Source organism: Streptomyces sp. NPDC005878 (assembly GCF_040629815.1).
GTDB lineage: Bacteria > Actinomycetota > Actinomycetes > Streptomycetales > Streptomycetaceae > Streptomyces.
Map to the genome: position 1 here is coordinate 25,176 of NZ_JBEXWK010000025.1, position 24,227 is coordinate 49,402.

The 24,227-nt window shown below is 73.1% G+C and carries 20 protein-coding genes; 7 read left to right on the top strand and 13 right to left on the bottom strand.

Going from position 1 to position 24,227, the window contains the following annotated elements; all coding sequences use genetic code 11:
• Positions 1-44: 44 nt before the first annotated feature.
• The 5 genes from pstS to mshD all read right to left on the bottom strand — a co-directional run bounded on the left by pstS (position 45) and on the right by mshD (position 6,543).
• Positions 45-1,187 (bottom strand): phosphate ABC transporter substrate-binding protein PstS, encoded by a 1,143-nt coding sequence (gene pstS / locus ABZ404_RS29055; protein ID WP_358833699.1) that lies wholly within the window; start codon positions 1,185-1,187, stop codon positions 45-47.
• 321 nt (positions 1,188-1,508) lie between these two features.
• Complete coding sequence (locus ABZ404_RS29060; RefSeq protein ID WP_358833698.1) at positions 1,509-1,931, bottom strand: NUDIX hydrolase; 423 nt, start codon at positions 1,929-1,931, stop codon at positions 1,509-1,511.
• The gene (locus tag ABZ404_RS29065) at positions 1,928-2,962 is read right to left on the bottom strand and encodes a CHAD domain-containing protein (RefSeq protein ID WP_358991056.1); all 1,035 of its coding nucleotides are present in this window, start codon (positions 2,960-2,962) and stop codon (positions 1,928-1,930) included. The genes ABZ404_RS29060 and ABZ404_RS29065 overlap by 4 nt, the downstream gene beginning before the upstream one ends.
• Entirely contained in the window at positions 2,949-5,198 is a 2,250-nt protein-coding gene (locus ABZ404_RS29070; RefSeq protein ID WP_358832002.1) for an RNA degradosome polyphosphate kinase, read from the bottom strand. The genes ABZ404_RS29065 and ABZ404_RS29070 overlap by 14 nt, the downstream gene beginning before the upstream one ends.
• Before the next feature lie 406 nt (positions 5,199-5,604).
• Positions 5,605-6,543 (bottom strand): mycothiol synthase, encoded by a 939-nt coding sequence (gene mshD, locus ABZ404_RS29075; protein ID WP_358832003.1) that lies wholly within the window; start codon positions 6,541-6,543, stop codon positions 5,605-5,607.
• 211 nt (positions 6,544-6,754) lie between these two features.
• Here mshD and ABZ404_RS29080 point away from each other — a divergent pair, with 211 nt between their 5' ends.
• Complete coding sequence (locus ABZ404_RS29080; protein WP_358832004.1) at positions 6,755-8,602, top strand: bifunctional metallophosphatase/5'-nucleotidase; 1,848 nt, start codon at positions 6,755-6,757, stop codon at positions 8,600-8,602.
• A gap of 88 nt (positions 8,603-8,690) precedes the next feature.
• Here ABZ404_RS29080 and ABZ404_RS29085 read toward each other — a convergent pair whose 3' ends face one another.
• The 3 genes from ABZ404_RS29085 to ABZ404_RS29095 all read right to left on the bottom strand — a co-directional run bounded on the left by ABZ404_RS29085 (position 8,691) and on the right by ABZ404_RS29095 (position 11,996).
• Positions 8,691-10,106 carry a HAMP domain-containing sensor histidine kinase gene (locus ABZ404_RS29085; protein WP_358832005.1) on the bottom strand — a complete coding sequence of 472 codons (1,416 nt, stop codon included), beginning with the start codon at positions 10,104-10,106 and terminating at the stop codon, positions 8,691-8,693.
• A complete protein-coding gene (locus ABZ404_RS29090; protein ID WP_358832006.1) occupies positions 10,103-10,837 on the bottom strand; it encodes a response regulator transcription factor in 735 nt (244 codons plus the stop codon). The genes ABZ404_RS29085 and ABZ404_RS29090 overlap by 4 nt, the downstream gene beginning before the upstream one ends.
• 97 nt (positions 10,838-10,934) lie before the next feature.
• The gene (locus tag ABZ404_RS29095) at positions 10,935-11,996 is read right to left on the bottom strand and encodes a trypsin-like peptidase domain-containing protein (RefSeq protein ID WP_358832007.1); all 1,062 of its coding nucleotides are present in this window, start codon (positions 11,994-11,996) and stop codon (positions 10,935-10,937) included.
• Positions 11,997-12,938: 942 nt separating this feature from the next.
• Here ABZ404_RS29095 and ABZ404_RS29100 point away from each other — a divergent pair.
• Together ABZ404_RS29100 and ABZ404_RS29105 are read left to right on the top strand one after the other, a co-directional pair.
• Complete coding sequence (locus ABZ404_RS29100) at positions 12,939-13,847, top strand: NUDIX hydrolase (RefSeq protein WP_358832008.1); 909 nt, start codon at positions 12,939-12,941, stop codon at positions 13,845-13,847.
• Positions 13,848-13,914: 67 nt separating this feature from the next.
• A complete protein-coding gene (locus ABZ404_RS29105; RefSeq protein ID WP_358832009.1) occupies positions 13,915-14,745 on the top strand; it encodes an MBL fold metallo-hydrolase in 831 nt (276 codons plus the stop codon).
• 146 nt (positions 14,746-14,891) lie between these two features.
• Here ABZ404_RS29105 and ABZ404_RS29110 read toward each other — a convergent pair whose 3' ends face one another.
• Positions 14,892-15,566: a Crp/Fnr family transcriptional regulator gene (locus ABZ404_RS29110; RefSeq protein ID WP_017947815.1), complete on the bottom strand. Its 675-nt coding sequence runs from the start codon at positions 15,564-15,566 to the stop codon at positions 14,892-14,894.
• A gap of 263 nt (positions 15,567-15,829) precedes the next feature.
• On the opposite strand from ABZ404_RS29110, the gene nth reads away from it, so the two are divergent.
• The 4 genes from nth to ABZ404_RS29130 all read left to right on the top strand — a co-directional run bounded on the left by nth (position 15,830) and on the right by ABZ404_RS29130 (position 20,510).
• Positions 15,830-16,924 (top strand): endonuclease III, encoded by a 1,095-nt coding sequence (nth, locus tag ABZ404_RS29115; RefSeq protein WP_358832010.1) that lies wholly within the window; start codon positions 15,830-15,832, stop codon positions 16,922-16,924.
• Positions 16,925-17,169: 245 nt separating this feature from the next.
• Positions 17,170-17,826 carry a CoA pyrophosphatase gene (locus tag ABZ404_RS29120; protein ID WP_358832011.1) on the top strand — a complete coding sequence of 219 codons (657 nt, stop codon included), beginning with the start codon at positions 17,170-17,172 and terminating at the stop codon, positions 17,824-17,826.
• A 12-nt stretch (positions 17,827-17,838) separates the two neighbouring features.
• Positions 17,839-19,062, top strand: a complete 1,224-nt coding sequence (locus tag ABZ404_RS29125) for a MarP family serine protease (protein WP_358832012.1) — start codon at positions 17,839-17,841, stop codon at positions 19,060-19,062.
• A 95-nt stretch (positions 19,063-19,157) separates the two neighbouring features.
• Entirely contained in the window at positions 19,158-20,510 is a 1,353-nt protein-coding gene (locus ABZ404_RS29130) for a 6-phospho-beta-glucosidase (RefSeq protein ID WP_358832013.1), read from the top strand.
• A 33-nt stretch (positions 20,511-20,543) separates the two neighbouring features.
• Here the strand turns inward: ABZ404_RS29130 and ABZ404_RS29135 are convergent, their stop codons facing one another.
• The 4 genes from ABZ404_RS29135 to nhaA form a co-directional block, all read right to left on the bottom strand.
• Positions 20,544-20,723 carry a hypothetical protein gene (locus ABZ404_RS29135; protein ID WP_358832014.1) on the bottom strand — a complete coding sequence of 60 codons (180 nt, stop codon included), beginning with the start codon at positions 20,721-20,723 and terminating at the stop codon, positions 20,544-20,546.
• 169 nt (positions 20,724-20,892) lie between these two features.
• The gene (locus ABZ404_RS29140; protein ID WP_358832015.1) at positions 20,893-21,849 is read right to left on the bottom strand and encodes an alpha/beta hydrolase; all 957 of its coding nucleotides are present in this window, start codon (positions 21,847-21,849) and stop codon (positions 20,893-20,895) included.
• A complete protein-coding gene (locus ABZ404_RS29145) occupies positions 21,846-22,307 on the bottom strand; it encodes a phage holin family protein (protein WP_358832016.1) in 462 nt (153 codons plus the stop codon). The genes ABZ404_RS29140 and ABZ404_RS29145 overlap by 4 nt, the downstream gene beginning before the upstream one ends.
• 74 nt (positions 22,308-22,381) lie before the next feature.
• Positions 22,382-23,785, bottom strand: coding sequence for a Na+/H+ antiporter NhaA (gene nhaA, locus ABZ404_RS29150; RefSeq protein ID WP_358832017.1), 1,404 nt, complete (start codon positions 23,783-23,785; stop codon positions 22,382-22,384).
• Positions 23,786-24,227: the final 442 nt, after the last annotated feature.

The following is a 24,227-nucleotide window of genomic DNA, read 5'->3' on the forward strand; positions in this document are numbered from 1 at the left end:
CTCGGGGCGGCCGGTTCGGCGCGCGCCCCTCGGACCGACGGGTGTTACTGGAGACCGGCGACGGTCTCGCGGACCTTGGCGTTGATCTCCGCCGGGATCGGCGCGTAGCCGGCGTCGGAGAGGATCTTCTGGCCCTCGTCGCCCGAGGTGTAGGCCAGGAAGGACTTCACCGTGCCGAGGGTGTCGGCCTTGTTGCCCTTGTCGCAGGCGATCTCGTACGTGACGAGGACGATCGGGTAGGCGCCCTCGGCCTTGGTGGCGTAGTCCAGGCCCAGGGCCAGGTCCTTGCCGGTGCCCTTGATCTTGGCGGCGGCGATCGCCTTGGAGGCGTTCTCCGGGGTGGCCTTGACCGGGGCGGCGGCGCCCGTGTTGATGTCCACGGTCTTGATGGACTGCGAGGTGGCGTAGGACAGCTCGAAGTAGCCGATCGCGCCGTCCGTCTGCTTGACCTGCGCGGCGACACCGGCGGAGCCGGACGCGGCCTGGCCGCCCGGGGCGGGCCACTTCTTCTCGGGGGCGTAGGTCCAGTCGGACTTGGCGGTGGCGCCGAGGTACTTGCCGAGGTTCTGGGTGGTGCCGGAGTCCTCGGAGCGGTGGAACGGCTGGATCGCCTTGTCCGGGAGCTTGGCGCCCGAGTTCAGCTTGGTGATGGCCTCGTCGTTCCACTTCTTGATGTCGCCCTTGAAGATCTTGGCGAGCGTCGGGGCGTCCAGGACCAGGCTGTCGACGCCCTCCAGGTGGTAGCCGATCGCGATCGGGCCGCCGACCATCGGGAGGCTGATGCCCTGGCCGCCGGTGCAGATCTTCTTGGAGTTGGCGACCTCCTCCGGCTTGAGCGCGGAGTCGGAGCCGGCGAAGGCGACCGTGCCCTGGTTGAAGTTGATGATGCCCTCGCCGGACGAGGAGCCCTTGTAGTTGATCTCCACACCCTTGCAGGCCGCCATGTAGTTCTTGACCCAGAGGTCCATGGCGTTCTTCTGCGCGGAGGAACCGGAGGCCAGCAACTGGCCCTTGGCGCCGTCGCACTTGATGTTCGACGCGGCGCTCGTCTTGCCGCCGGTCCCGCCGGTGGAGCCCGAACCCTTGTCGTTGTCGTCGCTGCCGCACGCCGTGAGGGCCAGGGCGCTGGACACGGCGATGACGCCGAGGGCGGTGGCGCGGAGCCGGTTCTTGCGCTGAAGCTTCACTTTCGGGTGTTCCTTCCAGGAGCCGCCGGGTGCGTCCGTTGTACGGCGGCGTGCGAAGAGGTGTCCGGTCGGGCGGGTCGCCTCACACCGTGTAAGGCCGAAATTAGGCAGAACAGGTGAAGCCGCCGACGGAGGAGAGTGAACGGGAGGTGAACCGTGCCGGACAGTGCGGTGCCGACCGTTACCGGTTCGTGTTGAGCCGCCTCCGGGGGTGAACGGCACCCGGCCGGAAACCGACGTCGAGGGGGCGCGGGGGAGCGGCGGCGGACCCCGCACGGAAGCCCTCCCAGGAGCATTCCGGGGGTCCTCTCCGCAGTCCTCTCAGGACCGGCGCAGCGCGTCCAGCAGGGCGTCCACCAGGGTCCGGTCGCGCGGCTGGGTGAGCCGTTCGCGGGCGGCCTCCGGGGTCAGCCAGAGCACCCGGTCGATCTCGTCGTTCGGCTGGAAACGGCCCCCGCCGGCCTCGGCGGCCCAGTAGTCGACCGTCTTGGGGCGGCCCTGGGGGTCGATGTAGTGGGCGGAGGGCAGCCGCGCGCCGGGCACGCAGGAGTGGCCGGTCTCCTCCAGGACCTCCCGGACCGCGCCCGCGAGCGGCTCCTCGCCGGGCTTGAGCTTGCCCTTGGGGTGCGACCAGTCGTCGTATTTCGGCCGGTGCACCAGGCAGATCTCCAGCCCCCCGGCTCCCTCGGGCGAGCGGCGCCACAGCACGCAGCCCGCCGCGCGCACCGTCCCGTCCCGGTTCACGGCGCGGCCACCCGCGCGCCGGCCGGCGCGGGCTCGTCGGCGCCCGGACGCGCGCCCGCCGCCGCCCTCGGCTGCCAGACCTGCTGGAAGGCGAACCGGGCCGCCTCCACCTCGTGCCGCTGGTCGGCGTGGAGCACGCCCAGCGCGTAGGCCGTGGCCGGGGCGATCCTCGGGGTGCGGGCGGCGGCCGCGGCGTCGGCGGCGGCCTCCGAGGCGTCCCGGTGCCGGTCGAGCGCGAGCCCGGCCCGCACCAGCCGCTCGTCGTCCTCGTACGGCAGCCCGGTGCGCAGCACCTCCTGGGCGTACCGGTGCAGCCGCAGCAGCCGCCGCACCTGGTGCCAGGGCGCGTCCTGGGCCTCGCCCAGACCCGCCAGCGCCTCCGCGTTGTACGGATGGGCCGCGCGGGCCAGCGGCAGCGCGGCCACCGCCTGGCCGAGCCGCTGCTCGGCGAGGCGGGCGGCGGGCGGCAGCACCTCCACCGCGTACGCCGCCGCCGAACCGGACAGCGGCACCTCGCTGGCGAGCAGCGCCACCGCGTCGGCCACCGCGTGGAAGCGGGAGGAGCCCATCGCCTGGAGGGCCGCCGAGTGCGCCCGGGTGCGGGCCAGGGTGAGCCGGCGGTCGAGCAGCGCCCCGGCCCGCGCCGCGCCCACCGCCGAGGCCGCCGCCTCACCACGCGGCGCGGGCACCTGCGGGCCGCCGGAGAGCCGCTGGAGGCCGTCGAGCAGCCGGGTGAGCCGGGCCGCGCAGGCGTGCTCCCCGGCCAGGGTGGCGCGCAGCCAGGACAGTTCCGTGCGCAGCGCCTCCGCCCAGACCGGGTCGAGCAGCGGGCGGAAGGTGTGCAGGGTGGCGCCGATGCGGCGGGCGGCGCGCCGCAGTGCCCGCGCGGCCTCCTCGGCGCCCTCGTTGTCGGGCCCCGCCTCGCGGTGCAGACGCAGGCCGCGCAGGAACTCCCCCGCCTGCGCGTGGAGATAGGGGGACAGGACGTCCCCGGCGGTCTGCGGTCGGGGGACGTTCTCAGGGTGTGGCACGCCGGCGCCTCCGGGCGTCTATCAGCATCTCCTGGACATGGCGCAGCGGCTGCCCGTCGGCGTCGACGGCGTGCCGGGTCCACTCGCCGTCCGGGCCCAGGTGCCAGGAGGTGGTGGTGTCCGACATCCCGGTCTCCAGGAGCCGGGTGAGGGCGATGCGGTGGTGCGGGTCGGTGACCCGTACCAGTGCCTCGATGCGGCGGTCCAGGTTGCGGTGCATCATGTCGGCGCTGCCCAGCCACACCTCGGGCTCGCCCCCGTTGCCGAACGCGAAGAGCCGGGAGTGCTCCAGGAAGCGCCCCAGTATCGACCGCACCCGGATGTTCTCGGAGAGCCCGGCGACGCCGGGCCGGGCCGCGCAGATGCCGCGTACCCAGATGTCGACCGGCACACCGGCCTGCGAGGCGCGGTAGCAGGCGTCGATCACGGCCTCGTCGACCATCGAGTTGACCTTGATGCGGACGTAGGCGGGGCGCCCGGCGCGGTGGTGGGCCGTCTCCTTGTTGATGCGCGAGACCAGGCCGTCGCGCAGGGACTTGGGCGCGACCAGCAGCCGGCGGTAGGTCTCGCGGCGCGAGTAGCCCGACAGCCGGTTGAAGAGGTCCGAGAGGTCGGCGCCGACCTGCGGGTCGGCGGTGAGCAGCCCCAGGTCCTCGTAGAGGCGGGCCGTCTTGGGGTGGTAGTTGCCGGTGCCGACGTGCGAGTAGCGGCGCAGGGTGTCGCCCTCCTGGCGCACCACAAGGGACAGCTTGCAGTGCGTCTTCAGCCCGACCAGGCCGTACACCACGTGGCAGCCCGACTCCTCCAGCTTGCGGGCCCATTTGATGTTGGCCTGCTCGTCGAAGCGGGCCTTGATCTCGACCAGGACGAGGACCTGCTTGCCGGACTCGGCGGCGTCTATCAGGGCGTCCACGATCGGCGAGTCGCCGGAGGTGCGGTAGAGCGTCTGCTTGATGGCGAGGACGTCCGGGTCGGCGGCGGCCTGCTCCAGGAACGCCTGCACGGAGGTGGAGAAGGAGTCGTACGGGTGGTGGAGCAGCACGTCCCGCTCGCGCAGCGCGGCGAAGATGTCCGGCGCGGACGCCGACTCGACCTCGGCGAGGTCGCGGTGGGTGCCGGCCACGAACTTGGGGAACTTCAGCTCCGGCCGGTCGAGCGCCGCGATGCCGAAGAGCCCGGTGAGGTCGAGCGGGCCGGGCAGCGGGTAGACCTCGGCGTCGCTGATCTTCAGCTCGCGCACCAGCAGGTCCAGGACGTACGGGTCGATGGACTCCTCGACCTCCAGGCGCACCGGCGGCCCGAAGCGGCGCCGCATGAGCTCCTTCTCCAGCGCCTGGAGGAGGTTCTCGGCGTCGTCCTCCTCCACCTCCAGGTCCTCGTTCCGGGTCACCCGGAACATGTGGTGGGCCAGGACCTCCATGCCGGGGAAGAGCTCTTCGAGGTGGGCCGCGATGACGTCCTCCAGGGGGACGTACCGCTGCGGGGAGGCCTCCAGGAACCGCGAGAGCAGCGGCGGCACCTTGACCCGGGCGAAGTGGCGGTGGCCGCTGACCGGGTTGCGCACGACGACCGCGAGGTTGAGCGAGAGCCCGGAGATGTACGGGAAGGGGTGCGCGGGGTCCACGGCCAGCGGGGTGAGGACCGGGAAGATCTGCTGGCGGAAGAGGGTGAAGAGGCGCGCCTGCTCCTTCTCGGTGAGGTCGGGCCAGCGGATGAGGTGGATGTTCTCGTCGGCGAGGGCCGGGGCCACGTCCTGCTGGTAGCAGGCGGCGTGCCGGGCCATGAGCTCTCGCGAGCGGGTCCAGATCAGGTCCAGGACCTCGCGGGGCTGGAGCCCGGAGGCGGACCGGGTGGCCACACCGGTGGCGATACGGCGCTTCAGGCCGGCCACCCGGACCATGAAGAACTCGTCCAGGTTGGAGGCGAAGATCGCCAGGAAGTTCGCCCGCTCCAGCAGGGGGGTCGCCGGGTCCTCGGCGAGTTCCAGGACGCGCTCGTTGAACGCCAGCCAGCTGCGCTCGCGGTCGAGGAAGCGCCCCGAGGGCAGCTCGTCGCCGCCGGGGGCGTCCTCGCGGTCGCGTTCGTAGCCGTCGTACCCGTCGAGATCCGCGTCGATGTCCGGCTCCAGATCGGAGACGGCCGCGGCGAGGGTGTGCGGCCGGTGCGCGGCTATGGAACCGACCGACGGCTGGGAGGTGGGCTGGAGGCGGACCTCGGCGCTTGGCTGCTGGCTCATGAACCCATTCTTCCGCGCCACACCGTTCTCAGGCGCGTCGGAGAGCAGGTCGGAGCGGGCAGGCGTGAGCGCCTTGGGGCGGGCGGCGGTCCCGTTCCGGGAGGGTGGCACCTCGGGCTGCATTGAGCGAGCGTCGCAAGCGTGTCTGAATACGCGGTAACGGGGACATGACATGAGGGAATCCGAGGCCCGACGCGGACGTCAGGAGGCCGGCATCCGGCCCGGTCCTGCCGCGCTCTGCGGTGCCGGGCGCCCTGGCACCCCTAAGGGGCGCGGGGAACTGCGCGACCAGCCACCCATGGTCCGCGGACGAAAGCCGGGCACAGCCCGCCCAGGGCCCGCGCCACCGGCCACCCCCGGTCCGCCGGTGAAAGCCGGGCACAGCCCGCCCAGGGCCCGGTCGGTCCTACGACTCCGTCCGGTACATCAGGTCCACCTCGTGCGTGGTGAACCCCAGGCGTTCGTACACGGCGACCGCCGCCGTGTTGTCGGCGTCCACGTACAGCATCGCCGCCGGCAGCCCCTCCGCCGCGAGATGCCGCAGCCCCGTCGCGGTGAGGGCCTTGCCCAGGCCCCCGCCCTGCGCGTCCGGGCGGATCCCGACCACGTACACCTCCCCGATCCTCTCCGCCGCGTGCACCTTCGTCCAGTGGAAGCCCACGATCCGGCCCTCGCGCTCGGCGAGGAAGAAGCCCTTCGGGTCGAACCAGGGCTCCGCCTTGCGGTCGTCGAGGTCGCGCTGGGTGAGCGCGCCCTGCTCGGGGTGGTGGGAGAAGGCCGCCGCGTTCACGGCCAGCCACGCCGTGTCGTCCTCGCCGGGCACGAAGGTCCGTACGCTCACCCCGGGCGGGTAGACCGGCTCGGCGATGTCGGCGGGGCCCAACGGCCGCCGCATCTGCCGCAGTTCGCGGAACAGGGTGAGGCCGAGGACCTGGGCGAGGTGGCGGGCGGCGGAGTGCCCGCCGTGCGCCCACACCCGCAGCCGCTTGCCGGACGCGCCCAGCAGCGCCGAACCGAGCGCCCGGCCGTGGCCGCGGCCCCGGTGGGCCGGGTGGATGACGAGCTCGGCGGCGGGTGCCTCGACCGGGTCGGTGTCCTCCAGCTGCGCGTACCCGATCAGCTCGGACCCCTCGGCGGTGGCGAGCGTGAGCAGGAAGTGGCGGATCCCGGGCCGCCGGCCGCCCCGCAGCTGGAGCCGGCCCTGCTCGGACACGGCCTGCTGCCCGTCGGTCCCGGCGGCCTCGGCGAGCAGCGCGAGGACCTCCTGGGCCTGGGGGTGGGTGAGCTCGTCGAGGGTCCGGATCTCACGTCCGGAGGGGCCGGGCACGGCGGGGTCGGTCGTCATGGGTACGAGCCTACGGCGACCGGGGGCAAAACCTGACGTACCGACAAACGGCAACCATCCCGTAACCGCACCCCCCTGTCGCGCTACGCGCGTTGACCCTAGGCTTCCGCTCGCGGCGGCATGACCATCGGGTTTCGGCCACCGCCCGACCAGCTCGCGGTTCTTCCGCGCACACCACGCTCCACCACCAGCTGAATCATTTAGGGGAGAGATGACAGCGACACCCCGCAAGCACCACGGCGGCCGTGCGGGCCGCCGGGTCCTGGCGACCGCCGCCGGCCTCACCACGCTCGGCGCCCTCATCGCCGCGATGCCGGCCGCCGACGCCCACGACAAGGGCCACGGCCACGGGCACCCGAAGCCCGCGCGGACGGTGGACGTCCAGCTCCTCTCCTTCAACGACCTGCACGGCAACCTGGAGCCGCCGGCCGGCTCGGCCGGCGCCGTGAACGAGAAGCAGCCCGACGGGACCGTGAAGTCCATACCGGCCGGCGGCGTCGAGTACCTGGCGTCCTCGCTGCGCACCGCGCGCAAGGGCCACCCGTACTCGATCACCGCCGCCGGCGGCGACATGATCGGCGCCAGCCCGCTGCTCTCCGGCCTCTTCCACGACGAGCCGACCATCGAGGCGCTGAACAGGATCGACCTCGACGTGACGGCCGTGGGCAACCACGAGTTCGACGAGGGCGCGGTCGAGCTGGCCCGGATGCAGAACGGTGGCTGCCACCCGGTCGAGGGCTGCTACGAGAAGGGCAAGAAGTTCCGGGGCGCCGACTTCCCGTACCTCGCCGCCAACGTCACCAGCGAGAAGACCGGCAAGCCGATCCTCAAGCCGTACACGGTCTGGAAGAAGAACGGCGTCAAGATCGGCTTCATCGGCGTGACCCTGGAGGGCACCCCGGACGTCGTGACCGCCTCCGGCGTCAAGGGCCTGAAGTTCCACGACGAGATCGAGACGATCAACAAGTACGCCAAGGAGCTCGACCGGCAGGGCGTGAAGTCCATCGTCGCGCTCGTCCACGAGGGCGGGATGCCGGCGACCAACGCGTACAACTACGACTGCGACTCGGCCGGTCCCGGCAGCGGTCTGTCCGGCCCGATCGTCGACATCGCCAAGGGCGTCACGCCCAAGGTGGACGCGCTGGTCACCGGCCACACCCACCAGGCCTACACCTGCACGATCCCCGACCCGGCGGGCAACCCGCGCATGGTCACCTCGGCGGCCTCCTACGGCAAGCTCTTCACCGAGACCACGCTCACCTACGACAAGCGGACCAAGGACATCGTCCGGACCGCCGTGAAGTCGCCGAAGTCGGTGAACCGCGTCGTCCGCCGCGACCAGCCCAAGGCGCAGGACATCACCGACCTGATCGCCCGCTGGAACAAGCTGGCCGCCCCGATCGCGGGCCGCCCGCAGGGCTACATCTCCGCCGACATCAACGGCCGCGGCTCCGAGGCGCCGGAGAAGCCGCTCGGCGACCTCATCGCGGACGCCCAGCTCGCCGGGCTCTCCCCGGCCGACAAGGGCGGCGCCCAGCTCGCCTTCATGAACCCGGGCGGCATCCGCTCCGACCTCGTGTACAAGGCGAGCGGCGGCGAGGGCGACGGGGTGGTCACCTACGGCGAGGCGTTCACCGTCCAGCCGTTCACCAACATGATGAACGTGGTCGACCTGACCGGGGCCCAGATCATCCAGGGCCTCCAGCAGCAGGTCAGCGGCGGCAACGCGGCTTCGCCGAAGATCCTCCAGGTGTCGAAGGGCTTCAGCTACACGCTCGACATGACCCGGACGGGCGCGGACCGCGTCCTGGTGGACACGGTCAAGCTGAACGGGGTCGCCCTCGACCCGGCGAAGACCTACCGCGTCGCCATGAACGAGTTCCTCGCGGGCGGCGGCGACGGCTTCGCGGCCCTCGGCCAGGGCAAGAACAAGCTGGTCGGCGCCTCCGACCTGGACGTCTTCAACGCCTACCTGGCGGCGAACTCCTCGGCGTCCGCGCCGCTCGCGCCCCCGGCCGGCGGCCGGATCACGGTCGTGGGCAAGGTGGCGGGCGAGTAGTCGCCTTCCGCCGTACGGGAAAGGGGCGCCGGGTTCTTCCCGGCGCCCCTTTCCCGCTTCCCCACCCGCCGGGCGTCCGGCGGAGCGCTCACACCCCCGGGGCGTCGGGCGGCGGGGTCGGCGCTCCCGGCAGGCGGATCGTGGCCACCGTGCCGCCGCCGTCCGTCGCCGCGCCGAGGGTGACCGTGCCGCCCGCGTGCTGGACCGTCCGGGCCACGATGGACAGGCCGAGCCCCGACCCTGGCAGCGAACGGGCCGAGGGCGAGCGCCAGAACCGCTCGAAGACGTGCGGGAGTTCGTCGGCGGGGATGCCCGGCCCCTGGTCGCGCACGGTCAGGACGCCCCGGTCGAGCGTGACCTCGACGGTGCCGCGCGGCGGGCTGAACTTCACCGCGTTGTCCAGCACGTTGACGACCGCCCGCTCCAGGGCCGCCGGCTCCGCCCGTACGTACCAGGGCGCCAGCCCGGCCCTGATCTCCAGCTCCGGCCCGCGCAGCCGGGCGCGCTCCAGGGCGATGCGGACGATGTCGTGGAAGGCGACGACCTCCAGCGGGCCGGCGCGGACCGCGTCCGGCCGGGACAGCTCCTGCAGGTCCCCGATCAGCGCGGCCAGTTCGGTCATCTGCGCCTTGACGGACGCCATCAGCGCCTTGCGGTCGGCGGCGGGGATGGCCCGGCCGGTCTCCTCGCTCCGGGCCAGCAGCTCGATGTTGGTCCGCAGCGAGGTCAGCGGGGTGCGCAGCTCGTGCCCCGCGTCCGCGATCAGCTGCGACTGCCGGTCGCGGGAGGAGGCGAGGGCGGCGGTCATCGCGTTGAAGGACCGCGACAGCCGGGCGATCTCGTCCTCGCCCTCGACCGGGATACGGACGGTGAGGTCCTCGGTACGGGCCACGTGCTCGACGGTCCCGGTCAGCCGGTCCACCGGACGCAGGCCCGCCCGCGCGACCCAGAGCCCGGCGGCGCCGCCCGCCACCACCCCGGCCCCGGCGAGCCCCGCCAGGAGCAGCGCCAGCCGGTTGAGCGAGGAGTCGATCTCGGTGAGCGGCCGGGAGAGCGACACGGTGACCGCCCGGCCCGCGATCTCCTGGCGCTGGGTGCGCACACGGACGTCCACGCCGCCGTCGGTGACGCTGGTGTGCAGGGCGTCGAGCCGGTGGCCCCGCGCCACGGCCACGTCCTGGCCCGTGACCCGCACCGGCGGCGATTCGGGGGCCGCGCAGCGGGTGCCGTCGATCAGGACGACCTGGATGTAGGCGAACCCCGACCGCTGGTCGTCGGGCACCGTCCCCGGCGCCCCGCAGGTGGCGAGCGCGGCCTGCACCAGCGTGGGCGGGGCGCTGGTGTTGCGCAGCGTGTTGTCCAGCTCCTCGCCGAGCTGGGCCCGGGTCAGCAGCCAGCACGCCACCGACACGGCGGCGACCGCGACCGCGACGGCCGTCGCCACCAGCAGGGCGAGCCGCGACCGCAGCGGCATCGCCCGGTACCGCCGGACGACTCCGTTCACTCCGCGCCGCCCGAGCGCAGGGCGTACCCCACCCCGCGCACGGTGTGGACCACGCGCGGCTCGCCGCCCGCCTCGGTCTTGCGGCGCAGGTACATGACGTACACGTCGAGGGAGTTGGACGAGGGCTCGAAGTCGAAGCCCCAGACCGCCTTGAGGATCTGCTCCCGGGTGAGCACCTGGCGGGGGTGGGCCAGGAACATCTCCAGGAGCGTGAACTCCGTACGGGTCAGCTCCACCACCCGCTCGCCCCGGGTCACCTCCCGGGTCGCCAGGTCCATGCGCAGGTCGCCGAAGGCCAGGACGTTGCCGTCGGGCTGCTCGCCGCCCGCCTGCGCCGCGTACGAGCTGCGGCGCAGCAGGGCGCGGATACGGGCGAACAGCTCGTCCAGCTCGAACGGCTTGACCAGGTAGTCGTCGGCGCCCGCGTCCAGTCCGGTGACGCGGTCGCCGACCGTGTCGCGCGCGGTGAGCATCAGGACCGGGGTGGTGGACCCGGCGCCGCGCAGCCGCCGGGCGGCGGTCAGCCCGTCCATCCGGGGCATCTGGATGTCGAGGACGATCAGGTCGGGCCGGTACGCCTCCGCCTTGGCCAGCGCGTCCAGTCCGTCGACGGCGACCTCCGTCCCGTACCCCTCGAAGGCGAGGCTGCGCTGGAGCGCCTCACGGACGGCGGGCTCGTCGTCGACGATCAGGATGCGCTGGGTGTCGTCCTCGGCGGCTGCGGGGCTCATCGCTCGGGGGTCTTCCTCGGAGTTCGGGGGCGGGGGCGGGGCGGGTCGGGCCGGGTGCTGTCCAGCGTCGCATGCCGGACCCGCGCCTGCGGCGAGGTCAGCTGCTGCCGCTGCTGTCGCCGCTGCCGCTGCCGCCGCCGGCGCGGAGGGAGGGGAGGTCGGCCTTGACGTTGTTGACGGGGATGGCGAACCCGAGCCCGACGCTGCCCGCTGCGGACGAGGACTGGGCGCCCGCGGAACTGGGGCTGTACATCGCGGAGTTGATGCCGACGATGTTGCCGTTCATGTCGATCAGGGCGCCGCCGGAGTTGCCCGGGTTGAGCGAGGCGTCGGTCTGGATGGCCTTGTACGTGGTCTTGGACGAGCCGGTGTCGCCGTTGAACTGCTGCCCGCCGAACTCGAAGGGCCATCCGCCGCGCTGCCGCCCCTGCCCCTGCCCCTGGTCCTGCCTCTGGTCCTGTCCCTGCTCCTTGGCGACGGTGACGTCACGGTTGAGGGCGGAGATGATGCCGCTGGTGACGGTGCCGGTCAGGCCCTCGGGGGAGCCGATGGCGACGACCTGGTCCCCGACCCGGAGGTTGTCGGAGTTGCCGAGGCTCGCGGGCTTGAGACCGCTCGCCCCGCGCACCTTGATGAGCGCGAGGTCCTTGTCGGGGTCGGTCCCGACGACGCTCGCGGAGTACGACTTGCCGTCGCTGGTCCGCACCTTGACCTCGTCGGCGCCCGCGATGACGTGGTTGTTCGTGATGATCTCGCCGCCCGCGGTGATGATCACGCCCGAGCCGGTGGACTCCCCGGAGGTGGAGGTCGCGCTGATCTCCACGATGCTGGGCGAGACGGCCTGGGCGACGCCGGAGACGGTACCGGTGGTGCTCCTGGAGGCGTTCGTGCCCGGGACGCTCGGCGCACTGGCGCTGGTGTCGTCCCCGGCCCACCGCTCCACGAGGGTGGCGGTCCCCCCGCCCACGGCCGCGGCGGCGATCGCCACGGCGGCGAGCAGCCCGACGGACCGGCGGGCGCGGCGCGGGGCCGGGGCGGGGGTGCCGTCCGCGGTCCCGGGTTCGTACGGGGGCGGCGGGGGGTAGCCCCCGAGCCCCTGCGCCCAGGGGTGCGGCGGCTGCGGCTGCGTCTGCTTCGGCTGCTGCTCGGGGAAGGTCATGGGCATTACCTTCGCGGTGCTGGATGAGAGCTGTCTGAGGACGGCGTGAGAAGCCCGACAGAAGGGCGTTTGCCCGAAATAAAGCCCCCGGGACCGGGGCACACGGGTGCGGGTCCCCCGCGCCCCTAGAGGGTGCCATGCCCGGGCGCGGCTGGGTGGTGGGTTGCTCACGCAGTTCCCCGCGCCCCTTGTCGGCCGGGGGTTCGTCTGCGGGCGGGCGGTGGGCTGGCCGCGCAGTTCCCCGCGCCCCTTGGGGGTGCCGTTTTTCGGGTGCGGCTGGGTGGTGGGTTGCTCGCGCAGTTCCCCGCGCCCCTTATCGGGCCCGGATTTCGTGTGCAGGTGGGGGTGGGCCGGCGGCGCGGTTCCCCGCGCCCCTAGGTGGCCAGGGGCGCGGGGAACTGCGCGCTCAGCCACAGACGACCCGCAGACAAGGCCCCGGGCCGACAAGGGGCGCGGGGAACTGCGCGACGAATCCCCACCGGCCCGCAGACGAGGTCCGGCCCGTTAGGGGGCGCGGGGAACTGCGCGACGAGCCCCCACCGGCCTGCAGACAACGTCCGGGCCGTGAGGGGGCGCGGGGAACTGCGCGAGGAACCCCCACCGACCTGCACACGACGTCCGAGTCGATAAGGGGCGCGGGGAACTGCGCGACAAGCCCCCACCGGCCCGCAGACGAAGTCCGGACCCGATAAGGGGCGCGGGGAACTGCGCGGCCAGCCCACCACCGGCCCGCAGACAACGCCCGGCCACAAGGGGCGCGGCCAGCCCACCACCGGCCCGCAGACAACGCCCGGCCACAAGGGGCGCGGCCAGCCCACCACCGGCCCGCAGACAACGCCCGGCCAAAAAGGGCGCGCCCCGCCCCCCCCACCGGCCCGCAAGCGACATTCGGCCACAGAGGTGCCCTCGAACACCCGCACCCCAGGAGATAGCCTCGCGCCCATGCCCAATGGTCAGTGGTACCCGCCGGAATGGCCCGACCGCATCCGCGCCCTAGCCCACGGCACCCTCACCCCCGTACAGCCCCGCCGCGCCGCCACCGTCCTGCTCCTGCGCGCCGGAGACGGAGACGGGGACGGACACGGAAACGGGGGCGCGGGCGGCGGCCAGGCCGTGCACATGCTGCGCCGCCGCACCACCATGGCCTTCGCCGGCGGCGCCTACGCGTACCCGGGCGGCGGCGTGGACCCCCGGGACGACGCCAGACGGATCGGCTGGGCCGGCCCCAGCCGCGAGACCTGGGCGGCCCGCCTCGGCGTGGCCCCCAACGACGCCCAGGCCATCGTCTGCGCCGCCGTCCGTGAGACGTACGAGGAGGCCGGGGTCCTCCTCGCCGGCCCGGACGCCGGCAGCGTCGTCGGCGACACCACCGGCGACGACTGGGAGGCCGACCGCCGCGCCCTCGTCGCCCGCGACCTCTCCTTCGCCGAGTTCCTCGACCGCCGCGCCCTCGTCCTGCGCTCGGACCTGCTCGGCGCCTGGGCCCGCTGGATCACCCCCGAGTTCGAGCCGAAGCGGTACGACACGTGGTTCTTCGTCGCCGCGCTCCCCGAGGGCCAGCGCACCCGCAACGCCTCCACGGAGGCCGACCGGACCGTGTGGATCCGGCCCGCCGACGCCCTCGCCGGATACGACGCCGGCGAGCTGCTGATGATGCCCCCGACGGTCTCGACCCTGCGCGCCCTCCTCCCGTACGCGACCCCCGCCGAGACGGTCGAAGCCGCGGTGGCCCGCGACCTCACGCCCGTACTGGCGCGTGCCAGTCTCGGCGAGGACGGCGAGATCGTGCTGAGCTGGCCCGGCCACGACGAGTTCACCAAGCGGGTACGCACCACGGACGGCACCCCGTGACCCCTCCCGCCCCCACATCCCCGCTTCCCGCCCCCACATCCCCGCTTCCCATGGAAGGTTCCCTCGCGTGACCGAAGCCGCGGCCCTCCCCGGCCGGCCCCGCGGCGGGGTGCTCTCGGGCCCCGCCACCACCCGTACTGTCAACGTCCTCGCGCCCAACCCCTCCGCGATGACCCTCGACGGCACCAACACCTGGATCGTCGCCGAGCCCGACTCCGACCTCGCGGTCGTCGTCGACCCGGGCCCCCTCGACGAGGGTCATCTGCGGAACGTGGTCGCCACCGCCGAGCGGATGGGCAAACGCGTCGCCCTGACCCTGCTCACCCACGGCCACCCCGATCACGCCGAAGGCGCGTCCCGCTTCGCCGAGCTGACCCGTACGCACGTACGCGCCCTGGACCCGGCGCTGCGCCTCGGTGACGAGGGCCTGGCCACCGGTGACGTGATCACCACCGGCGGGTTGGAGATGTGGGTGGTGCCCACCCCCGGCCACACCGCCGACTCCCTCTGCTTCCATCTCCCCGCCGACTCGGCCGTGCTGACGGGGGACACGGTCCTCGGGCGCGGCACGACCCTCGTGGCGCACCCCGACGGCCGCCTCGGGGACTACCTCGACTCCCTGCGGCGGCTGCGCTCGCTGGCGGTCGACGACGGCGTCCACACCGTGCTGCCCGGCCACGGCCCCGTCCTGGACGACGCGCAGGGCGCCGTCGAGTACTACCTCGCCCACCGCGCCCACCGGCTCGCCCAGGTGGAGACGGCGGTGGAGGACGGCCACACCACGGCGGAGGAGGTGGTCGCCCGCGTCTACGCGGACGTCGACCCGTCCCTGTGGCCGGCGGCGGAACTCTCCGTGCGCGCCCAACTGGATTACCTGAGCGAGCACGGCCTCATCTAGCCGGTCCGTCAACCGGTCCGGCAGCCGGTCCGGCAGCCGGTCCGGCAGCCGGTCCGTCAGCCGGTTCCTCCGCCTACGTGTACGGGCCCGCCTCCCCGAGGGGAGACGGGCCCGTACACGTAGACGTACACCTACACGCGTGCGCGTCAGCGCGACCGCTTCGCGAGCCGCTCCACGTCCAGCAGGATCACCGCACGGGCCTCGAGCCGCAGCCAGCCGCGCTGCGCGAAGTCCGCCAGGGCCTTGTTGACCGTCTCGCGGGAGGCGCCGACCAGCTGGGCCAGCTCCTCCTGCGTCAGGTCGTGTACGACGTGGATGCCCTCCTCCGACTGCACGCCGAAGCGGCGCGACAGGTCCAGGAGCGCGCGGGCGACACGGCCCGGAACGTCGGAGAAGACCAGGTCGGACATCTGGTCGTTGGTCTTGCGCAGGCGGCGGGCGACCGCGCGCAGCAGGGCCGTGGCCACCTCGGGCCGGGCGTTCAGCCAGGGCTGGAGGTCGCCGTGGCCCAGGCCCAGCAGCTTGACCTCGGTGAGCGCGGTCGCGGTGGCGGTGCGCGGGCCCGGGTCGAACAGCGACAGCTCGCCGATGAGCTCGCCGGGGCCGAGGACCGCCAGCATGTTCTCGCGGCCGTCGGGGGAAGTGCGGTGGAGCTTGACCTTGCCCTCGGTGACCACGTAGAGGCGGTCGCCGGGGTCGCCCTCGTGGAAGAGGGCGTCGCCACGGGCGAGCGTCACCTCACTCATCGAGGCGCGGAGCTCCGCGGCCTGCTCGTCATCGAGCGCCGCGAAGAGCGGGGCGCGCCGCAGAACGTCGTCCACGAGTTCTCTCCTTGTCGACCGGTACAGGGGACCGTGTTGCCCATTTTGCCGGACGGTGTAAACAGTGCGATCAATCACACGGGTAATCACAAGGATGACGCACCCGAACGCCGGACTGTGCGGCAGGGGGCCGATTGGGGTGGTGATCGGCCATGACCGGGGCACATGTCAGTGCGTGCCTTTAGGCTGGCCGGGTGTCCAATTCGCCGGTGAGAGCGCAGGCCAGGGGGGCCACAAGAGTGTCGGCAGGCAAGGATTCCGCTGTGGGCGAACAGCCTACGAGTAAACCGAAAAAAGCCGCGAAAGTATCAAAATCGGCCAATCGGGCCGCGTCGCCATCCGAGCCGCTCCCGGGCGCGTCGGCGGCCACGGCCACCAAGAAGGCCGCGGCCGAGAAGCCCGCCTCCAAGAAGCCCGCGGCCAAGAAGGCGGCTCCGGGACAGGCGGCCACGGCCACGGCCTCGGTCACTGACGAGGCTGCGGCGGCGAAGAAGACCGCCCCCAGGAAGACCGCTCCCAAGAAGGCTGCGGCCAAGAAGGCGGCTCCAGAGCGGGCGGCCACCACCACGGCGCCCGCCAAGAAGCCCGCCCCGCCCGAGTCCCGCGTCTCCATGGTCCGCCGCGCCCGCCGGATCAACCGGGAGCTGGCGGAGGTGTATCCGTACGCCCACCCGGAGCTCGACTTCCGCAACCCCTTCGAGCTGCTGGTCGCCACGGTCCTGTCGGCCCAGACGACCGACCTGCGGGTCAACCAGACCACGCCCGCGCTGTTCGCCGCGTATCCGACCCTGGAGGAGCTGGCCGCGGCCGACCCGGAGGCGGTCGAGGAGCTGATCCGGCCGACCGGGTTCTTCCGCGCCAAGACCAAGTCGATCATGGGTCTCGCGGTCGCCCTGCGCGACGAGTTCGGGGGCGAGGTGCCCGGGCGCCTGGAAGACCTGGTGAAGCTCCCGGGAGTCGGCCGCAAGACGGCCAACGTGGTGCTGGGCAACGCCTTCGGTGTCCCCGGTCTCACCGTCGACACGCACTTCGGGCGGCTGGTCCGGCGCTGGAAGTGGACCGACGAGGAGGACCCGGTCAAGGTCGAGGCCGTCGTCGCGGGGATCTTCCCCAAGAGCGAGTGGACGATGCTCTCGCACCGCGTCATCTTCCACGGCCGCCGCATCTGCCACGCCCGCAAGCCCGCCTGCGGCGCCTGCCCCATCGCCCCGCTCTGCCCGGCGTACGGGGAGGGCGAGACGGACCCGGAGAAGGCCAGGAAGCTTCTGAAGTACGAGAAGGGCGGCTTCCCCGGCCAGCGGCTCTCCCCGCCCCCGGACTACCCCGGGCGCCCGGCCCCGCCGCTGGGGGCCGGATGACGCGGCGCCCATGAGCCGAGGGATGCCGGAACGAACGCGACCGGCCCGGACGTTGTGACCGGTGGACGACGGGGGTGCCCATGACGCACGCGAGTGACACCAGCAGGACCAGTGGGCCCAGCGGCCCCAAGAGAACCAGTGGCCCCAGCAGGGCCAGCGGCCCCAGCGCCCCCAGCAGGGCGTACGGGAGCGGTCAGGGCGGCCCGGCCGCCTCCGGGGGCGGCGACGGTCCCCACGGGCCCGCCGTGAGCCGTGACGGGCTGCCCGAGTGGCTCGGCCCGGTCGCGAGCGCCGCCGATCGCATCGAGCCGCTCCAGCTCAGCCGCTTCCTGCCGCCGGAGGACGGCGCGGGACGCCAGTCCGCCGTGCTGGTCCTCTTCGGCGAAGGCCCGGCCGGGCCCGAGCTGCTGCTCATGGAGCGCGCCAGCCAGCTGCGCTCGCACGGCGGCCAGCCCTCCTTCCCCGGCGGCGCCCTGGACCCCGAGGACGGCGACCCCCGGACCACCGGGCCACTGCGCGCCGCCCTGCGCGAGGCCGAGGAGGAGACCGGCCTGGACCCCGACGGGGTGCAGATCTTCGGCGTGCTGCCCCGGCTCTACATCCCGGTGAGCGGTTTCGTGGTGACTCCGGTCCTCGGCTGGTGGCGCGAGCGCACCGAGGTGCGCGCGGTGGACGCGGCGGAGACCGCCCGGGTCTTCACCGTCCCCGTGGCGGATCTCACGGACCCGGCCAACCGGGCCACCGCGGTCCACCCCCGGGGCCACGCAGGACCGGCCTTTCTGGTCGAATCCGCCCTCGTGTGGGGCTTCACGGCCGGGGTGATCGACCGGCTGCTGCACTTCGCGGGCTGGGAGCGCCCCTGGGATCGCACCCGCCGGGTCCCGCTCGACTGGCACGCGTGACAGGCTGACCCCGTGAACGTGCTGGACATCCTGTTGCTGGTCGCCGCCGTGTGGTTCGCGATCGTCGGCTACCGCCAGGGCTTCGTCGTCGGCATCCTGTCGGTGATCGGCTTCCTCGGCGGTGGTCTCATCGCCGTGTATCTGCTGCCGGTCATCTGGGACCAGCTGACGGACAAGCGGGACGTGTCGACCACCGCCGCCATCGTGGCGGTCGTCGTCGTGATCGTCTGCGCCTCCGTGGGCCAGGCCTTCACCACCCACTTGGGCAACAAGCTGCGCCAGCACATCACCTGGTCGCCCGCGCGCGCCCTGGACGCCACCGGCGGCGCGCTGGTCAACGTCGTCGCGATGCTCCTGGTCGCCTGGCTGATCGGCACCGCGCTCGCCCCGCTCGCCGACCCCCAGGACGCCTCCGGCCGGGGGAACGCGCTGGGCAGGGCGGTCAACGACTCCCGCATCCTGCGCGGCGTCGACAAGGCGATGCCCCAGCAGGCCTACACCTGGTTCTCGGACTTCTCCTCGATGCTCGCGCAGAACGGGCTGCCGCAGGTCTTCGCCCCGTTCACCAACGAGTCGATCACCAAGGTCCCGCCCCCCGACCAGGCGCTGGCCACCAGCCCGGTCGCGTCCACCGCCAAGCGCTCGATCGTCAAGGTCACCGGCACCGCGCCGAGCTGCGGCAAGCGCCTGGAGGGCACCGGCTTCGTCTTCGCCGAGCGCCGGGTGATGACCAACGCCCATGTGGTGGGCGGCGTGTCCGACCCCAAGATCCAGATAGGCGGTCAGGGGCGGACGTACGACGCGACGGTCGTCGTCTACGACTGGCGCCGCGACATCGCGGTCCTGGACGTGCCGGACCTGAAGGCCCCGGTGCTGCGCTTCGCCGCGCAGCAGGCGCACAGCGGCAGCGGCGCGATCGTCGCGGGCTTCCCCGAGGACCAGCCGTACGACGTGCGCGCCGCCCGTGTGCGCGGCCGGATCACCCCGCCCGGCCCGGACATCTACCACCGCGGCACGGTCACCCGCGAGGTCTACTCGCTGTTCACCACGGTCCGCCCCGGCAACTCCGGCGGTCCCCTGCTCACCCCCGACGGCAAGGTCTACGGAGTGGTCTTCGCCAAGTCCCTCGACGACCCCAACACCGGGTACGCGCTGACGGCGAACGAGATCCGCGAGGACATCCAGCTGGGCCGCACCGCCAACCAGCAGGTGGACAGCCAGCAGTGCGCCCTGTGAAGGCCGCCGCGCCGCCCCCCTGACCCGGCGCCCCCTGACCCGGCGTCCCGCCGGCCCCGACTCCCCGCTGACCCCGACTCCCCGAAGAGGCCGGAATGCGACTGACGATCCTCGGCGGCGGCGGTTTCCGCGTGCCGCTCGTGTACGGCGCCCTGCTGCGCGACCACGCCCCGGGCCGGATCACCGAGGTCACGCTGTACGACGTGGACGCGGCCCGGCTCGCCGCCATCGCCCGGGTCCTCGCGGACCAGGCGCGCGGCGCCGCGGACGCCCCGGCCGTCCGGGCGGTGACCGATCCGGACGAGGCGCTGCGCGGCGCCGACTTCGTCTTCTCCGCGATCCGCGTCGGCGGCCTCGCGGGCCGGGCGGCGGACGAGCGGATCGCGCTCGCCGAGGGCGTCCTGGGCCAGGAGACGGTCGGCGCGGGCGGGATCGCGTACGGCCTGCGGACCGTGCCCGTGGCGGACGGCCTCGCCCGCCGGATCAAGGCGCTCGCGCCGGACGCGTGGGTCATCAACTTCACCAACCCGGCCGGCCTCGTCACCGAGGCCATGGCCCGCCACTTGGGCGACCGGGTCATCGGGATCTGCGACTCACCGGTCGGCCTGGCCCGCCGCGTGGCCCGTACGGTCGGCGCCGACCCGGACGCCGTGCGGCTGGACTACGCGGGCCTGAACCACCTGGGCTGGCTGCACGGCCTCTACGAGGACGAACAGGACGTGCTGCCGCGGCTGTTCGCGAACGACGCGCTGCTGACCTCGTTCGAGGAGGGCCGGCTCTTCGGCGCCGACTGGCTGCGCTCCCTGGGCTCGGTGCCCAACGAGTACCTGCACTACTACTACTTCAACCGCGAGGCCGTCGCCGCGTACCGGCAGGCGGAGCTCACCCGGGGTGCCTTCCTCCTCGGCCAGCAGGAGCGCTTCTACGCGGGCCTTGCCGAGTCCCCGGACGGGCGCGAGCGGGCGTGGGACGCCTGGGACCGCACTCGCGCCGAGCGCGAGGCCACGTACATGTCCGAGAACCGGGAGGTCTCGGGCGCGGGCGAGCGGGCGCCGGACGACCTGGAGTCGGGCGGGTACGAGAACGTCGCGCTGGCGCTGATGCGGGCGATCGCGCGCGACGAACCGGCGACGCTGATCCTGAACGTCCCCAACGGCGCCTCGCTGCACGCCCTCGACGCCGAGGCGGTCGTCGAGATCCCGTGCCGCGTCGACGCGTCGGGCCCGCGCGCGCTGCCCGTCACCCAGCTGACGGGCCATGAGGCGGGCCTGGTCAGCGCGGTGAAGGCGGTCGAGCGGTGTGTCCTGGAGGCCGCCGAGGGCGGGTCGGCGCGGGCGGCGGTGAAGGCCTTCGCCCTGCACCCGCTGGTCGACTCCGTCCAGGTGGCCCACCGCCTCCTGGACGGCTACCGGGACGCGCACCCGGGGCTCGCGTACCTGCGCCGGTGATCCCGTGCGGACGCCGGGCGTCCGGGGCGCGTCCTACGTGCGCGAGTGGCGCAGCCGGGCCGAGACCCAGCGGGCCCGGCGACGGAGGATACGCGGAATGCCGAGTTGGGGATCATGGCCCTGAGCCTGCGGGCCACCCCTCTCGTGCGAAATCGGCGCGGTGGCCGAGCGGCGGTTGCGTGCTGCGTCACCGTAGTCGTGCGTCCAGCCCATACCCCGACGTCTGCCCGGGGCCCAAGGTCGGTAACCGCGACTCGGGCGGCCAATTGGCCTATGCGCCGGGCATTTGGCTGTTCGTCAGACAAACGTTCCCGTCCGCTCCCCGGACGGCCCCGCCGCAGCCCGCCGCAGCCCCGCCGGCCGGGGCGACGGGCCGGCGGCGCTAGCGGTCGGGCTCGGGGTCCTTCAGCCAGTTCACCAGCTCGGACGAGAACGCGGCCGGGTCCTCCTCGTGCGGGAAGTGCCCCAGCCCGTCGAACAGCCGCCAGCGGTAGGGGGCTTCGACGTACTCGCCGGAGCCCGCCGCGCTGCGGGTGCGCATCACCGGGTCGAGCGAACCGTGCAGATGCAGCGTCGGTACCCGTACCGGCCGCTTCATCCGGCGGTTGAACTGGATGCCGTCGGGCCGGGCCAGCGAGCGCACCATCCAGCGGTACGGCTCGATCGAGCAGTGCGCGGTCGAGGGGATGGTCATCGCCCGCCGGTACGTCTCCACGGCCTCGTCCTCGGGCGCCAGCGGACCCGACCACTCCCGCACCAGCCGCCCCACCAGCTCCGCGTCGTCCGCGACGAGCCGGCGCTCCGGCAGCCACGGCCGCTGGAAGCCCCAGATGTACGAACCGGCCCGCGACTGCGCGAAGTCGGAGAGCATCGCGGAGCGCCAGCGCCGGGGGTGCGGCATCGACGACACCACCAGGCGGCGCACCAGCTTGGGCCGCATCACGGCCGCCGTCCACGCCAGATAGCCGCCCAGGTCGTGGCCGACCAGCGCCGCGTCGGGCTCGCCCAGCGACCGTACGACGCCGGTGATGTCCAGCGCGAGGTTGGCCGGGTCGTAGCCCCGCGGGGTGCGGTCGCTGCCGCCGACGCCCCGCAGGTCCATCGCGACCGCCCGGAAACCGGCGTCGGCGAGGGCGGTCAGCTGGTGCCGCCACGTCCACCAGAACTGCGGGAAGCCGTGGAGCAGCAACACCAGCGGACCGTCACCCAGCTCCGCGATGTGGAAGCGCGCACCATTGGCCGCTACGTCCCTGTGTGTCCAGGGACCATCGATGCGGACAGGGCTGCCCGTGCCGCCGGGGCTGCCCGTGGCGCCGGTACCGGTATCAGGTGCGGTCATGCAGACGAGCGTGCCACAGCCGGGGTCTGCTCCGTGACCGGGCGGGGATGCGGCTTGACGCCCCCGAGCACGGCGGCGGTCTGCTTGGCCGAGGCGATGGACTTCTCCGGCGGCTTGACCTTCTTGAACTTGGACACCGACAGCAGCGCGAGCAGGCCCGCGAGCAGCAGGAACGCCCCGCCCACGATCAGGAACGACCAGGCGAGGCCGAGGCCCAGGTTGTGGATCCCGTACGCCGCCGCGAAGCTCAGCACCGGCAGCGAGAACAGGGCGAACACGCCCGCCGTACTGATGGCGAGGCCACCGATCGCCCCGCGCTTGACGTCCTGGCGCAGCTCCGCCTTGGCGAGCGCGATCTCGTCGTGCACCAGCGCGGACATCTCGGCCGTCGCCGAGGCGACCAGCTGGCCGAGGCTGCGGTCGGCGCCGCCGACGGCGGTGTTGCTGGGGTCGCTCATTCGCTGACTCCCTCTTCTCTCTCCGGTCCCGTCATCTCCCGGCCCAGATGTCCTTCTCCGGCCCAGATGTCAGATCATGCCGGACGGTCGGCCTCGTCGCTCCCCGCCCCCGCCACTTGCGCGAGGCGGCGGTGCTCGGCGGCCTTCGCCTCGTAGAGGACGGCCATCCGCAGGTGGTAGGCCGGATTGTGCTGTTCGTACACATCCGGGATGCCGTCGTGGTCGTCGTCGCGCTCCTCCTCGTCGACGAGCGCGCGGTAGCGGCGTACGCGCAGCTTCAGCAGGACGGTGGCGAAGACGGCCGCGATCAGCGAGCCGGTCAGGACGGCCGCCTTGATCTCGTCCGCGAGCGCACCCTCGCCGTCGAAGGCCAGCTCGCCGATGAGCAGCGAGACGGTGAAGCCGATCCCGGCGAGCGCCGCCACCGCGAAGACGTCCGCCCAGGCGAGGTCCTCGTTGAGCTCCGCCCTGGTGAACCGCGCGGCGCACCACGTCCCGCCGAAGATGCCCACCGCCTTGCCGACCACCAGACCGAGCACCACGCCGAGCGTCTCGGGCCGGGTGAAGACATCCGCGAGCGCCCCGCCGCTGACCCCGACCCCGGCCGACATCAGGGCGAAGAGCGGCACGGCGAGCCCGGCGGAGAGGGGGCGCACCAGGTGCTCGATGTGCTCGCCCGGGGAGTGCTCCTCGCCCTCGCGGCGGGTGCAGCGCAGCATCAGCCCCATGGCGACGCCCGCGATGGTGGAGTGGACGCCGCTGTTGTACATCAGCCCCCAGACGACCAGCGCCAGCGGTACGTACACGTACCAGCCGCGCACGCCCGTGCGCAGCAGCACCCAGAACAGGGCGAGACCCGCGAACGCGCCGCCGAGTGCCACGAAGTCGATCTCCGTGGTGAAGAAGACGGCGATGATGAGGATCGCGAAGAGGTCGTCCACGACGGCGAGCGTGAGCAGGAACGCGCGCAGGGCGCTGGGCAGCGAGGTGCCGATGACCGCGAGCACGGCGAGCGCGAAGGCGATGTCGGTGGCGGTGGGCACGGCCCAGCCGTCCATCGCGCCGCCGCCCACGGCGTTGACCAGCGCGTAGACGAGGGCGGGCACCGCCATTCCGCAGAGCGCGGCGATCACGGGCAGCGCGGCGGCCTTGCGGTCGCGCAGCTCACCGGCGACGAGCTCACGCTTGAGCTCGATGCCGGCGACGAAGAAGAAGACGGCGAGGAGGCCGTCGGCGGCCCAGTGCTGGAGGGAGAGGTCGAGCCCGAGGGAGCCGACGCCGACGTGGAAGCCCTGGACGTCGGCGTAGCTGCCGCCCCACACATTGGCCCAGATCAACGCGGCGATCGCGGCGACGAGGAGCAGCACTCCGCCGACGGTCTCGGCGCGCAGCGCCTCGGCGACGTAGTTCCGCTCGGGCAGCGAGAGCCGCCCGAGGAACTTCCGGCGGCTGTCCTTGAGGGTGTCGGGCGCGACCACGGGCGGTGACCTCCGGTCCGGTACGGCTGAACTCGGTTCGGCTGAGCTCGGCGGGCATGGCAAACCACATTGCCGACCAGACTTCCCGGCGCACCTGGGTCCTTACTTTACCTAAGCCTTTACCCGGCCACGACAGAACAAACCCGACGAAACGGACGCCCGCCAGATGTGGGCCAAGGGCGCGCCCCGGATGGGCCGGGGGTTCGTCTGCGGGTGGGTGATGGGTTGCTCGCGCAGTTCCCCGCGCCCCTTTCAGGCTTGGGGTTCGTCTGCGGGCCGGTGGTGGGTTGCTCGCGCAGGCCTGGGGTTCATCTGCGGGCCGGTGGTGGGCTGGTCGCGCAGTTCCCCGCGCCCCTTAACGGGCCGGACTTCGTCTGCGGGCCGGTGGTCGGTTGCTCGCGCAGTTCCCCGCGTCCCTAAGGGGGACGGGGTTCTGGGGGCC